The organism is Myxococcales bacterium (genome assembly GCA_016703425.1).
Lineage (GTDB): Bacteria > Myxococcota_A > Polyangia > Polyangiales > Polyangiaceae > JADJCA01.
Genome location: JADJCA010000022.1, coordinates 26,143 through 39,022, shown reverse-complemented (window position 1 = coordinate 39,022; position 12,880 = coordinate 26,143). Strand labels below are relative to the sequence as shown.

Below are 12,880 nucleotides of genomic sequence, written 5' to 3'. Positions count from 1 at the left end.
TGGCGCCGGCGGCAAGAGACGGCCCCTCGAACGAGACGCCAACTCGGGCTCGGACGCGAGTATGCTGCGATCCAGTCATGTCAGGCGGTGGCGCGGATCGAAGCGGCGAAGTCCTCGGAAATCGCTATCAGCTCGTGCGCCGCATCGGCACCGGCGGCATGGGCGCCGTCTACGAGGCGATCCAGTCGGACCTCGGACGCCGCGTCGCCCTCAAGGTCCTGCATTCGCACCTGTCGCTCGAGCCGACGCTGCTCGAGCGCTTTCGGCGCGAAGCCCTCGCCGCCGCCGCCCTAGGGCACCCCAACATCGTCAGCGTCAGCGACTTGCAGAGTGTCGACGATGGCCCGCCGTTTCTCGTGATGGAGCTGCTCACGGGCGTCTCGCTCCGGCAAGCCATCCAGGCGGCGGGCGTGATGGAACTGCCTCGCGTCGCCTTCGTGGGCGCGCAGGTGCTCTCGGCGCTTGGCGCCGCCCACGCCGAGCGAATCATTCATCGCGACGTGAAGCCCGACAACATCATCCTCATCGACACGACGGCCATGCGCGACTTCGTGAAGGTGCTCGATTTCGGCGTCGCGAAGCTCACGCGTGAGAACGTCGAGGGCCTCACGATGGCGGGAGCGATCCTCGGCACCCTCTCGTACATGGCGCCCGAACAAGCTCGCGGCGACAAGGTCGACGGCCGCGCCGACGTGTATTCGGTTGGCGCGTGCATGTACCACGCGCTCACGGGGCGGAAGCCCTTCGACAAGAAGTCTCGCGCCGAGCTCTACGGCTCCGTGCTGCTCGAGGCGCCGGTGCCGCTCCGCGAAATTAGGCCCGAGATCGACGCGGGCCTCGCCGCCATCGTCGAGCGCGCCCTGCAGAAGAAGGCGGCGGATCGCTTCGACACGGCCGAAGACATGGTCAAAGAGCTCGTCTCTTGGCAGAAAGTCCACGGGGCGCAGTCGTCGCTGCCGCCGCCGGGGGCCATGCGCAGTCCGAGCCTGGCGCCTGTCACGCCCGTCACGCCGGTCTCCATCACTTCGTTGACCCTCGTCGCTCCCGTGTCGACGCGCGCCGGTGCGGACGGCTCACCGGCCGAGGTCCTCGTCCCAAAGCCAGCCGCGGTCGCCGCCGCCGGGGCCGCCGTGCCTGCGGCCAGGCGTTTGGCGCTCCACTGGGTGATCCTCATCAGCGTGCTCGTCGGCGTCGTCATCGAGCGCCTGTACGCGCTCTTGGCGAACCGCTAGCCAGGTCGCGATTCAAGTCGTCGGAGGTGAGACGGCGCCGTAGGCGCGGACGGCGTTGCGCCCCTCTTCTTTGGCGCGATAGAGCGCCGAGTCGGCGGCGCGGAAGAGATCCGTCGGTGACTCGGTCTTGTCGTCCAAGCAGGCCACGCCCACGCTGATCGTGCAGCCGATGTCGACCTCGTCGAAGGAGAAGCGGCCCGTCTCCACGAGGACCTTGAGCCGAACGCCGGTGGCGTAGGCCGCATCGAGCGGGAGCTCGGGGAGGAGCACCGCGAACTCCTCGCCGCCGATGCGCGCGAAGATGTCGTCGCGCCGCAGCTTCGGCTGAATCAGCATCGCCAACTGCCGGAGCACCGCGTCGCCGGCGACGTGACCGAACTGGTCGTTTTTGAGCTTGAAGTGGTCGATGTCGAAGACCACGAGCGACAGCGGCCGCTCGTAACGGCGCGCCCGGTTGAACTCCCGCTCGAGGGCCTCGTTAAAGAAGCGCTTGTTGAAGAGCTGCGTCAGACCGTCGACGGTCATGAGCCGGTAGATCTCTTCGTGGTATGCGGTCTCGACGTTGTCGCCGGTCATGAACTTCAGGATCGAGCGGCCGATCTTGATCTGATCGGCGTCTTTGAGCTTTGCCTCCGAGACGGCCACGTCGTTCACGTACGTGCCGTTGGTCGACCCCAAATCGAGGATGCGGAACGTCCCCTCCGCGGACTTGGTGATGCGCGCGTGATGCCGGCTCACGCTCTCTTGATCGATGGGAAGATCGGAGCGCGACGCCCGACCGATCTCAAACGATGACTGCGCGAGCGGCACGCGGCGCCCCAGATCGGTGCCGTAGATCACGACGAGGCACGCGTCGCCCTTGCGGATGGGCCGAGGCTCGTGCGCCGCGATCGGCGTGATCGTCGGGGTCTCTTCGTCCTCGGTCACGGGGCGCACTCGGGGCTCTACTAGGGGGTCTAGCTGAGCTTGAACTCTTGGAGCTTGATCTGCGCCCGCTCGTAGACGCCGAGGCCCAGATCCGCCGCCGCCTTCAGGTAGGCGGGCTCGCGGCCTTCCTTCGTGAGCGAGCGGAGCTTCTTCTCGGCGCGCCGCGCTTCGACGATCTCCCAGCCGAGCGTGTCCATCGCCACCGGATCGGTGGCCACGAAGATCGACTCGTAGCTCGACACGTATTGCGGCTGCTTCCACAAGGGGCCGCCGTGCGCCATGACCTTGAAGGCGTCGGTGATGTGCAGGCGGACGCGGCTCTTGATGACGTCCTGCGCGTAGAGGAGCGCGATCTGCGGGCTCGCGTGGTGCACGTGGAAGTCGTGCGGGTTCACGGTGCAGCCGTGCGTCATGTTCTTCATGGCGCCGGTGTAGCCGCAGATCGAGTGATCCTTGACCAGCGAGAAGTTGATGACGGCTGTCGCTTCGGTGAGGACGCGAACGAACTCGTGCGGACGCCGGTGCCTTGGATCATGCGCTCCGGCATGGTGGCGTCTTCGTTGAGGTGCACCGCTGTCTTCACGCCGGCGGGGACGTTGCGATCGCTGACGCGCGTGCCCTGGAGGAAGTTTCGGTATTGCTCCAAGACGGTGATGTTCTGCGCCGGCACGCCAGCGGCGATGAGCGCCTCCAAAAAGGGAATCACGAGCTCCTTGTTGGTGCCCATGTTCTCTTTGGCGATGCCGTTGAGCTTGACGCAGACCTTGTCGTCTTTGTGCACGAAGCGGCCCACGGCCTTGACGAGATCCGGCTCCCCGGTGAACTCCATCAGCGCCTTCGTGAGCATCGCCTTCGCGTCTTCTGGCTTGGGGTAGAGCTGGTTCGCCTGCAGCGAGCCGGGCTTCTCGACCTTGACCACCCGGCCCGGCGCCGCGAAGGGCACGAAGCCCGCGGGCGGCGACGCGGCGAGGTTCAGTTGCTTCTCGTCCTTCGCGGGAGCCGCAGCGGCGGCGCCGGCGCCGAGGAGCGTCGCGCCGAAGGTGGCGACGGCCGGCACGGCCTGCAAGAGATCCCTGCGGCTTAGGCTGTGGGCTTCTCGCACCGCGCTCAAGATTTCCGATCCGGCGTCGACGATTCGGGCCATGGCTTTTGTGCTCCAGGGCGGCCGGGCGAAAAGGGCCCAACCCGGCAGAAGGGCTGATCTTAGACCGGCTCGGTCCTCGTGGCGAGTCGCTGCAAAGGGCGCGTCTCGCTTTCGAAATTCGGCCCCCCTCTCCACCGTGGGCTCTATCGTGGCGCGATGCAGAAGACGCCGAAGCGCCCTGCCAATGTCCCCGAAGGCGCGCGCTGGGTCGCGCCCCTCTGGCAATACGGGACCCTCGACGCGAAGGGTGGAGCGCAGGGCCTCTGGTGCGGGTGGAAGAAGAACGGCGCGCTCGCGTACGTGGCGATGGTGAAGGACGACGCGACCCAGGGGCCGTGCGTGGAGTTTCACCCCGATGGCAGCCTCTTCCGCCGCGCGACCTACGCGGGCGGGGAGCCTGAAGGCGAAGAGGAGATGTTCGCGCCCCTGAAGAAGAGCGACGAGATCTTCCCCGCCGCAAAGCCCGTCGTCCGCATGGTGGTCGATCACGCGACGAAGGGCGCGCCCAAGAAGTTCTTCCTCAAGGGCGCTGTCGAATGCAACGAACAGGGGACGCCGCTCTCGGCGCTCCACTGCGACGCGCCCTTCTTGGTGCAAGAGCCGGAAGTGTTCGCGACGAAGACGCTCCCCGCGTACCTCAAGCATCGCCTGAAGGTCGCACCCACGGCGGCGGCGCGGGCCAAGGCGCCGAAGCAGGCGGGCCTCACGAAGTCGGTCGCGGCCCTCTGGGGGGTCAAGCCGCGGGGGTCGTTCAAGGTGGCGCTCTCCCTCTTGGAGCGCGCCCGCCTCCCCAAGTACTTGGACCACTTCAACGTCGACACCGTCAGCGCCCTCTCGGGCCAAGGCGCCGGTGCCACGGCGGAGCTCCTCTTGCTCCAAGCGCAGCGCAGTGTCGGGGCGCTGCCGGCGGGCGCGCTCTTCTCGGGCCTCGTGCCCATCGCCCTCGACGGCGGCGGCAACGTCTTTTCGCTCTCGGTCCACGACGACTACGAGTGCGCGCTCTACTCCGTGGGGCGCGAGGAGGGGGACCTCCTCGTCGAGAGCGACAACGCCTTCTTCTTTCTCGCGTGGAGCGCCGCGGCGGAGGCCAACGGGGAGGGCATGTTGTCATCCCGCGCACGGGCACACCTCGCGCGTCTCTTCGCCGGCCACCTTCGTCACACGCAGCTCGGCGACGTGCGCTGGCGTGAGGCGCCCTTCGACGCGAAAGAGACGGAGGCTCAAAAGCGTCTTCGCCGCTCGGCCTGGCTCACGCAGCTGCTCGCCGGTGAGCCGCTCGATTTCATCGTCGATCAATACGAGACGCAGGAGGCGGCGGCGCTCGACGGGACGCTCGTCGCTCGCCTCGGTCGCCCTCAAGGCCTGCTCCCGCCGGACTTGATTTACGCGCTCTTCCGCAGCTACGTCGTGTCGGATCCGCGCACGGCTGCGCTGTGCGATGTGGCCCAGGCGAGCGCCTCGTCGCTCGTGGTGTCGTCGGCGACGCTCGTGCGTGAGCTCTTGGGCGGTCGAACGCGCCTCGGCAAGGTCAAAGACCTCGGTGCGATGGCCCGCGCGACCCAGAAGGCTCTGTTTCGCTGACGCGTCGGTTCACGCTGTCCGCCGCAGCGCCCTTGTCAGCCTTTCCTTGCTCCCCCGTTGACCCCATCATCCTCTCTATGGCCAAGGCGCTCCGCATCGAAGTCGTCAGCGACGTCATCTGCCCGTGGTGCTTCATCGGCACGATGAACCTCGAGAAGGCGCTCGCGCTACGTCCCGACGTCGCCGCGGAGGTCGTGTTCCAGCCGTTTCTCCTCGACCCCACGACGCCGCCGGAAGGCGCGGACTTGAGGGAGCGTTTGCGTACCAAGTACGGCGCCGACCCGGAGGCCATGTTCGCGCGCGTCGAGTCGGTGGCGCGCGCGGCCGGCATCGAGCTCGACTTCAAGAAGGTGCGGCGCACGCCCAACACGCGGCGCGCTCACGTGCTCCTCGAGCATGTGCAAGATGCATCAAAAAGGGCGAAGCTCGCGAAGGCTCTCTTCGCTGCCTATTTTCTCGAAGGCAAAGACATCAGCGACGTCGATGTCTTGGTGAGCCTCGCGAAGGACCACGGGCAAGACGACGCGACCGTGCGCGCGCTCCTCACCGACGAGGGCGAGCTCGCGAAGATTCAGGTGGCCGCCGCCGAGCAAGCGTCCCGCGGCATCCGCGGCGTGCCCTTCTTCGTGTTCAACGATCGACTCGGCGTCTCCGGCGCTCAGCCGCCGGAGATCCTCTGTCAGGCCATGGACCAAGCGCTCGCGGGAGGCTGAAAGCTGGCCGCGATCGGGTCGGTCGCGCCAGAGTTCATCCGCCGCAGCGTGCGCCGCCTACGGGGGAGCGCCAGACGCAGGCGTTGTCTTCGCAGACGTAAGCGCCCATGCAGCGCGGCCTGGGGAGGTCGTCGCAGTTGCATGACTGCTCTTCCGCCGCCGGTTCTTCCCAGCCGTCGACCTTCATGTTGAAGGGCGTGAAGCCCTCGCCGATGAAGCCGTAGGTGCGCGTCGGCAGCTCGAAGTCGGCGCCCTTGCCGCGGAACACCTTGAACGTGATGCCTTCGGCTTCTTCGCCCGCCGGATCGAGCGAGATGATTTCGTAGTTCGACATGCAGCGAGGCGCCATGATTTGGTAGGTGCCCTTGAGCCGCGTGCCGTTGTTGAGCTTCGCCTTGAACTTGCCGTCCTGGTGAAGCTCGAGCGACGAGACGTACTTCTGGTTTCGCGCCCCCGTGGGCAGCGCCCCGGGATCGCGCGCCGCCGTCGCCAGCTTCAGCGTCTCGACCTCGTCAAGAAGGCTCGAGAGCGAGGGCTCACGAACGACCGCGCGCCCGCCACGGCCGCATCGCTGAACGATCGCGCCCTCCGTCGTTCCCGTGCTCGGCTCGTCGCTCTCGCCCGTGTTGCCACACGCCACCGTCGCCATCGCCGCTACGAGGAACCAAAGGGCTTTCTTCATGACCGTTCTCCTCGCGTCGCTCGAGCGAACGTCGTGCCAACGCGATTGCCGCAAAAGTTCCACACGGGCGCCGGTCGACTGGGGAAAGCGGGACTTTCTTGCTGGATCCCGCGCGCCTCCGAGAGCCCGAAGCGCAAGCGCCTCCGGTGAGGCATTTGCGGGAGACCACGCTTCCGCTATCTCAAGCGCCCATGAAGCTTTCGCTGCTCTTCTGCGCGACGATCTTGCTCCGCCTTCTCGCGGGATGCTCGTCGTCGGAGCCCACCGGCACTGGCAGCGTCGGCGTGGGCACGCTCAGCGATGGCGGGTCGGCTTCGGTCTCTGATGCGGCAGTCAGCGGTGCAACCGACGCCAGCGGCGCCTGCGAGGGCGCGTGCCGAACGACCGCACTCACGGTCTCGTTCGGTGGGAAATCCGAGTCGCTGACGCGTGCGCAGTTTGGGTTCGTGCGCCGCGACGGCGCGTCTCCGCTGCTCCACCTCGAGGCGCACGATGGCGGCGACGCGGCTTGCCCGACGTCGAAGTCTCCGTCGCCCGATCGCACGCTCGTGGTGGAAGATCTGCCCGTGCCCAAAGAAGGCGCCACGCTTGCCAGCAAGGACGGCGTCCGCGCCGCGTTCTTCGATTTTGCGGGAACGCTCCTCCCGGCGACGCCGCTCGCGAAGGCGACCGACGTGTCGTTCCGCGTCGTGGCCGTCGAGCTCGCGGCGGGCGCCCCTTCCGCCTTTGCCATCGAGGCGTCGATGTCGTTTCCTCAAGGCGGCACGCTGACGGGGCACTTTTTCGCCGAGCACTGCGCGACGATGGACGGGCGCGACTTGCGCGGCTTTGCGATCGCCCAGGTCCTGACGCCCGTGCTACCGCCTGTCACACTGATGCGTGCTCACGCGCGCGTTCGCCTGGTGGCTCAGCCGCTTCGTTCTGGTCGACGCGAGCGGGCTCGCCGGCGGCGACGAGGGGCTGGCGCCGCTGCGTGACGCAGGCAGCTCGCTCGATGACGGCAGCGCGCTGGGGGCCGACGGCGAGGCGCCGCGCGCCGATGCAGCTCCGAACGACGCGCCGGATGCGGCGCCAATCCCGGACGTTCGGGTGCCGTCGCCACGCCGCTACGCGGCCGCCGTGCTCTCCGATCAGCCGGCGTTGTACCTTCCGTTCGGAGAGTCACCCGGCGCGACGTCGGTCACCGACCTGACGGGCCGTTTGCAGCCGACGCTCATCGGTACGCCGCAGTTCGGGCCCTGGCGCCACGCGGGGACACCGACGGCCGTGCCTGAGAAAACGGCCCTCGGCCCGCTTCAACTTCACGGGGCTGAGACCTTGATCGAGCGGGTTCGCATCCCCGACGACATCCTGGTCGGCGACCCGCGGTACTTGGTTCGCAAGGGCGACGCGCTGCCCGACGGCGGCGCCCCGACGGACGTCTTCAGCGTCTTTCTCTCGACGCCCGGCACGGGGGTCAACGCGGTCTTTGCGCGCCGCGCCGGCGCCCTTTCGCGCACGACGGATTTGGTCTTTGCGACGCCGGTGACAGGCTTTCAGCACGTCGTCGCGGTGTTCACTGGCGCGCAGTTGCTGATGTACAAGAACGGACTGCTTCTCGGCGTCGATGCCGACAGCAACCTGGGTGGGGGCATCGCTGGGTCGTTTTACATTGGCCTTCGTGACGCGACGTCGGGTTTCGCGCGAACCGAGATCGACGAAATCGCGGTCTACGACCATGTCTACCGGCGGCGCGAATCAAGGCTCACTACGAGATCGGCGCTGGCATCGGGCCAGATCAATGACGGGGGCCATGAGGCGCGCGGCGAGGGTCTTCCAGGCGGTCGTGATGATGCTCGCCTGCGGCGTCTCGGTCGTCTCGGTCGGGGCCTGCGCGTTTCTCACGGCCACCGACGGACTGAGCGGGGGTGACCCCGGTCGGAGCGGCGACGCCTCGGCGTCGACCGCGGGAGACGCAAGCACCGCGGGGAGCGACGCGTCGTCTCTTGTCGACGCGCTCGGTCAGGTGACGGGCGACGCGGGCATCGCTGACGGGAGCAGCAGCGCGTGCACCGCTGACGCGGCCTGCCAGGGCACCGAGTCGTGCGTCGGCGGACGATGCCTCGCGAAGCCCGTCGGGGGGCGCGTGAGCAGCGGAGTTGCGGGCTTCGCCGTCATCGGCGCCGAGCCTACATCGCCGAGGGAGGGCGAGTTCTTCGGCAGCCGCTCGATGGCGGTGTCTGACGAAGGTCTCCGATATCGGGGCGCTCGGACAGGTGAGCGCAGACGCGACGAGCCTTTACCTGCCGTCCAATGGCGAGATTTGGCGTCAGCCGCTCGCCGGTGGCGCCGCAACGCTCGTGCATTCGCAAAACGACTCGCCCATCACGTCCGTCGGCGTCGTGGGCGCTGAACTCTTCTACGCAACGCCTCCGCCGACGTTGCCGGGCCCACGGCGCTCTACCGCCGCACCAGTGGTGCTGACCCGCAGCTACGTGGAGCGGGTCACCTTGCGGAGGGGCCCACGTCCCAGGGCCGCCACCGCCTGAAGGGCCTGACTGCCGCGGGCGGAGCACCAACGGTCCTGCTCTCCGTCCCCGGCGCCGTGAGCGTCTTCGCGGAGCGGTCATTTGTTTGGATCGCCTCGAGCGACGACGAGGCCGTCTACCGCACGGCGATCGACGGCACGGGGGCCCTCGAGCCCATCGCCTTGGGGCAGAGCGCGCTCACCCAGATCGTCGTGACCGCCGGCGCGGTCTATTGGGCCGCAGGGTCGGCTGTCTTGTCGGTTCCGCGCTAGTGTAGCCTTCCTCATGGGAATCGACGACAGCTCGCGTCGTTCACGTACCCGACGAAGGTCGTGAGCGGCGGGGCGGACCGCACGGCCACGCTCGCGACATACCACGAGCACGTCGCGCCGCTCTCGAAGGCCATGGGACCGGAGTTCATGGCGACGCTCGAGGCGCGCCTTGAATCGCAAATGGAAGCGATGGTGGCGGCCCAGCGGGCGTTCTTCGAGAAGGCCAACGCGCTGACGGACTTCTTCGCCGCCCGCGCCAAAAGGAGGCAAGCCGAAGGGAAACACGGCGACGAGCAAGACCAGCAAGAAGAGCGCGTCGAACGTGGTGCCCTTCAAGCCTCGCAAGCGTTGAGACGACCTCACTCGCGCGTGGCGACCGACACGCTCACTCGCGCGGGATGCCCGGGTCGCGCTCGAACGAGGGCCCCTCGCGCCCTCCGTTCCACGCTTCCCAAAGGTTGCGCGCGCCGCCGAGCGCGTTCTCGGAGGTGTCGAGGTTGTTCGATACGTGGGCGAGGAGCGCCGTCACGTCGCCTTGAAAGACGGCCCGCTCGGCGGCGTCGCCGGGGCTTCCGCCCATGTGACGGATGCGGCGTACGTCGTCGTCGTAGGCGAGCGCTTGGCTCGCCGCGTGGCCGGCCTTGCGCGTCAGCGCCTCGGTCCAGCTCTCGCGGAACGCGAACGTGCGAGCGAAGGCGGGCATGATGTCTTGCGATGCGTCGCCCTGGGTCATTCCCCAGAAGCGCTCGTGCGTGTACGCGTGGACCAGCTCGTGAAAGACGACGTGCGGCGTTGCGCCCTCGGGGACGAGCACGCTCGGCTGGATGCCGTAGAAGCACTCTTGTTGGGGAATCGGAAAGAAGAGACCGAGAATGTCTGCGTCGGGGTTTGTCCCCAACATGACGAGTAGCCTCACCCAGGAGGCGCGGTCGTAGACGCGGATCGGGTGGTGCCGAGCGCCTTGCGGCATGTAGCGGCCGTAGACGTCCAAGAGCTGTCGCCGCACGTCGTCGTAGCGCCCAACGTCACCTCGGAGGATGAGCCGCTGCAGCTCTGCGTGGGGCCGCGCTTCGCTGCCCGTGCAGCTCGAACAACCGTGCGCGCCGCCGCCGCCGGGGGCGACCACGCAGCCGCCGGCCTCGGTGGCTGGAGGCGGGGCCGATGGCCGCCTCGGCAGAGACGGCGGCAGAGAAGGGGAGCGCGGTCGACGCGACGTGCGAGAGCTCGAGCGAGAAGGGCCCATGGGGGCGGCGAAGCAAAGGTAGCGCCAGCGAAATTGCCGCGGAATTGTGGGGGATGCTCGCCGCGAGCGCAGGTCGCGTGTTGCCGCATGGGGCGGCGGCGCGGCGTCGAGGTCGGCTGTCGAGGACTGCGTGGCGCGCTTCGCGTTCTACTCGGGATCAGCTCGTCGCGGCCGTCGCCGGTTCGCGCGTGAAGAGCGCGACGCTCGAGCCGATCAGCACCCATACGAGCTGCGTGCAGCGCATGAGCAACGCGGTCGCCGTCGCACGCGCAGCGGTGGTGTTGAGGAGGTCTGCCGCGAGCGAGAACGCGCCTTCCGTCGTGCCGAGCCCGCCTGGGACCAGCACGCCCACGGCCATCGCGACGAGGTGCACGCCCTCCGAGGCGACGACGTGAAGCGCGCCAACGTGGATGCCGACGGCGTGCGCCGCGATCCCGTATTGAGCCATCTGAAGGCATCGGCTCACGAACAACATGGCCGTCGGGCCGCGGGCCCCCACGCCGATGCCACGCGAGTGCTCGCTGAAGGCCTTCGCGCGCTCCTCGAAGCGCGGGAACCTCTTTATGAGCCAGCCGCCCAGTCCAGGCGCGCGCGCCCCCGCTTGGACGGCGAGGCCTGATGCAAAGAGCACGACGGTATGGATGACGCACGCCCAGAACCAGGGCGACGCGCCCTGCAACGCGAGGATCGCGAGCGCGCATGGAAGCGTGAACAGACCGTTCGACATCAAGGTGGCGGCCTGGTTGACGAAGCCAACGGCGGCCGCCGGTCCTGCGCCCACGAACGGCGCAACGAGCGTGGCCTTGATGGTCTCGCTCCACACCGTTGGCGCCGGCGCGAAGGCGCTGAGCGACTGCCCGAGCAGGTGCGCACGAAACAGCGGCCCGCGCGGAATGCGCTGCGCGAGCGGTCCGAAGGCGAGAGACGCTCGCCTTCGTCGCGCAGGCGATGCGAACGAGCTCGATGGCTGCGAGCGCCACGACCCATGGCAGCGCGGGCCACAACGTCTGGATGAGCAACTCGACGCCGATGTGCCTCACGATCGCGCCGAGCAAGGCGAGCCCGCCCACGCCGAGAAGGACGCGAAACCAGGCGCGCGGCGAAGCACCCTTCACCGTTCCAGGGGGTGCCGGCATCGAGCTAGGCAGTCAGAGGAACGAGCCTAGGCGCGGGGGCAATGAGCGCGGGGTCTTGGCGTGAAAGCGCAGCGCGATCGGCTGCCCGAACGGTGAGAAGTAGACGTACTCGCCGTCGAACGCACCGCCGCAAAATTTGGCAACGCCCGCGTCGCCGAGCAGGCCGGCGTCGACGGCGTCGAACAGCGACCACGCGCCGGCCGCATCCATGGCCATGGTGGTGTCGAGGCGCGCAAAGGGCGAAGTCAGCGGTGCGAAGTACAAGTACTTGCCGTCGAACTGGGAGCCGCAATACGAAACGGCCCCGCCGTCGAGCAGCGACGAAATGGCGAAGCGCTCGTAGGGCCCGCCGTCGAGCGGCTGCGTGGTGTCGTAGCGAAGGGTCGTGCCGGTGGGATCGTTGGAAGGGACGAACGTGATGCGGCGGCCGTCGAAGGAGCTGCTCTGGAAGCCCGTCGCGTGCACGTCCTGGGCGGCGAGGTCGACGCTCACCCAGCTGGCGGCGGCGAGGAACGCCGCCTTGGTGTCGTAGCGCACGAGCTTCGCGCCCGGTTGGAGCGGCGTGAAGTAGACGTACTGGCCGTCGAACGACGGTGCGCTGAAGCCGAGCGGAGCGCGAACGTAGGAGAGATCGTAGTAGGTCCACCCGGCGGACAAGGCCATCGTGGTGTCGAAGCGAGCGACGACGTTCGTGTTGTACGGCGCCGCATAGATGTAGCGACCGTCGAACGCGGCGCCCACGAATTGCCCCGCGCCGTTCGTGAGGTCGTAGCTCTCCCACGAAGCGGGCGCCGTGAACGAGGCCTGCGTGTCGTAGCGCACGACGCGCGTCATGGTGCCGTTGTTGTTGGTCGGCAGGTACATCACGTAGCGCCCGTCGTAGATGGCGCCGGTGTACCCGCGTGCGCCGAGCTGCGCGAAGAGATCGAACTCCTCCCAGGAGCTCGCGCTCGTGAACGCGCCCTGCGTGTCGTAGCGAACCGTGAGACCGCTGGGAGTGGTTGAGCCGCTGCCGTACGGGACGTAGTAGACGTAGCGGCCATCGAAGAGCGCGCCCTCGAGGCCCGACGGTGTCGTGGCAAGCGTTCGCAGATCGAACGCCTCCCAGTTGCTCACGCCCGTGAGCGGGGCGAACACCGCCGCCGCGTCGAGGGCAGCGTCGGCGGGGGCGTCGACGGGCGCGTCAGAGGCAGCGTCCGCCGCAGCCTCTACCGGAGCGTCGGCCCCCGCGTCGGCGACGGTCGCGTCTTCTGCCGCATCGCGACCAGCATCAGGGACCGTCGTGTCAGCGACGTTCGCATCGCGGCCGGCGTCGGCGCCAGGGAGCGTGACGTCGGGTACGCCAGCGTCGACGGGCGCCTCGTCGTCCCCGGCGCAGTGAACGCCCACCAGCGCACCAAGGACCAGCACCGCGGAGAGGACGAATCGCGTCTTCGGCATGGG

Annotated in this window: 15 protein-coding genes; 7 read left to right on the top strand and 8 right to left on the bottom strand. The window is 68.2% G+C overall.

Annotation, left to right across the window (positions count from 1 at the left end; all coding sequences use genetic code 11):
- Window positions 1–77 precede the first annotated feature (77 nt).
- Window positions 78–1,232: a serine/threonine protein kinase gene (locus tag IPG50_31230; GenBank protein ID MBK6696629.1), complete on the top strand. Its 1,155-nt coding sequence runs from the start codon at window positions 78–80 to the stop codon at window positions 1,230–1,232.
- Between the two features lie 12 nt (window positions 1,233–1,244).
- On the opposite strand, the gene IPG50_31225 is transcribed toward IPG50_31230, so the two are convergent.
- Complete coding sequence (locus IPG50_31225) at window positions 1,245–2,159, bottom strand: GGDEF domain-containing protein (GenBank protein ID MBK6696628.1); 915 nt, start codon at window positions 2,157–2,159, stop codon at window positions 1,245–1,247.
- Window positions 2,160–2,188: 29 nt separating this feature from the next.
- The gene (locus IPG50_31220) at window positions 2,189–3,343 is read right to left on the bottom strand and encodes a DUF362 domain-containing protein (GenBank protein MBK6696627.1); all 1,155 of its coding nucleotides are present in this window, start codon (window positions 3,341–3,343) and stop codon (window positions 2,189–2,191) included.
- Window positions 3,344–3,459: 116 nt separating this feature from the next.
- Between IPG50_31220 and IPG50_31215 the strand changes: the two genes are divergently transcribed.
- Together IPG50_31215 and IPG50_31210 are read left to right on the top strand one after the other, a co-directional pair.
- Window positions 3,460–4,884 carry a hypothetical protein gene (locus tag IPG50_31215; GenBank protein MBK6696626.1) on the top strand — a complete coding sequence of 475 codons (1,425 nt, stop codon included), beginning with the start codon at window positions 3,460–3,462 and terminating at the stop codon, window positions 4,882–4,884.
- Window positions 4,885–4,916: 32 nt separating this feature from the next.
- A complete protein-coding gene (locus IPG50_31210) occupies window positions 4,917–5,597 on the top strand; it encodes a DsbA family oxidoreductase (GenBank protein ID MBK6696625.1) in 681 nt (226 codons plus the stop codon).
- A 34-nt stretch (window positions 5,598–5,631) separates the two neighbouring features.
- On the opposite strand, the gene IPG50_31205 is transcribed toward IPG50_31210, so the two are convergent.
- On the bottom strand, window positions 5,632–6,279 hold the full coding sequence (locus IPG50_31205; GenBank protein ID MBK6696624.1) for a hypothetical protein: 648 nt from the start codon (window positions 6,277–6,279) through the stop codon (window positions 5,632–5,634).
- A 191-nt stretch (window positions 6,280–6,470) separates the two neighbouring features.
- Between IPG50_31205 and IPG50_31200 the strand changes: the two genes are divergently transcribed.
- Window positions 6,471–7,256, top strand: coding sequence for a hypothetical protein (locus IPG50_31200; GenBank protein MBK6696623.1), 786 nt, complete (start codon window positions 6,471–6,473; stop codon window positions 7,254–7,256).
- Window positions 7,159–8,190, top strand: a complete 1,032-nt coding sequence (locus IPG50_31195; protein MBK6696622.1) for a hypothetical protein — start codon at window positions 7,159–7,161, stop codon at window positions 8,188–8,190. Before IPG50_31200 ends, IPG50_31195 begins: the two co-directional genes overlap by 98 nt.
- Before the next feature lie 90 nt (window positions 8,191–8,280).
- On the opposite strand, the gene IPG50_31190 is transcribed toward IPG50_31195, so the two are convergent.
- Window positions 8,281–8,436 (bottom strand): hypothetical protein, encoded by a 156-nt coding sequence (locus tag IPG50_31190; protein MBK6696621.1) that lies wholly within the window; start codon window positions 8,434–8,436, stop codon window positions 8,281–8,283.
- 98 nt (window positions 8,437–8,534) lie between these two features.
- Between IPG50_31190 and IPG50_31185 the strand changes: the two genes are divergently transcribed.
- Entirely contained in the window at window positions 8,535–8,807 is a 273-nt protein-coding gene (locus tag IPG50_31185) for a hypothetical protein (protein MBK6696620.1), read from the top strand.
- 56 nt (window positions 8,808–8,863) lie between these two features.
- On the top strand, window positions 8,864–9,058 hold the full coding sequence (locus tag IPG50_31180) for a hypothetical protein (GenBank protein ID MBK6696619.1): 195 nt from the start codon (window positions 8,864–8,866) through the stop codon (window positions 9,056–9,058).
- 11 nt (window positions 9,059–9,069) lie between these two features.
- Here the strand turns inward: IPG50_31180 and IPG50_31175 are convergent, their stop codons facing one another.
- The 4 genes from IPG50_31175 to IPG50_31160 form a co-directional block, all read right to left on the bottom strand.
- On the bottom strand, window positions 9,070–9,207 hold the full coding sequence (locus tag IPG50_31175) for a hypothetical protein (protein MBK6696618.1): 138 nt from the start codon (window positions 9,205–9,207) through the stop codon (window positions 9,070–9,072).
- Window positions 9,208–9,443: 236 nt separating this feature from the next.
- The gene (locus IPG50_31170; GenBank protein MBK6696617.1) at window positions 9,444–10,184 is read right to left on the bottom strand and encodes a hypothetical protein; all 741 of its coding nucleotides are present in this window, start codon (window positions 10,182–10,184) and stop codon (window positions 9,444–9,446) included.
- Between the two features lie 274 nt (window positions 10,185–10,458).
- Window positions 10,459–11,196 carry a flippase-like domain-containing protein gene (locus tag IPG50_31165; protein ID MBK6696616.1) on the bottom strand — a complete coding sequence of 246 codons (738 nt, stop codon included), beginning with the start codon at window positions 11,194–11,196 and terminating at the stop codon, window positions 10,459–10,461.
- 253 nt (window positions 11,197–11,449) lie between these two features.
- Window positions 11,450–12,877, bottom strand: coding sequence for a hypothetical protein (locus IPG50_31160; protein ID MBK6696615.1), 1,428 nt, complete (start codon window positions 12,875–12,877; stop codon window positions 11,450–11,452).
- Window positions 12,878–12,880 lie beyond the last annotated feature (3 nt).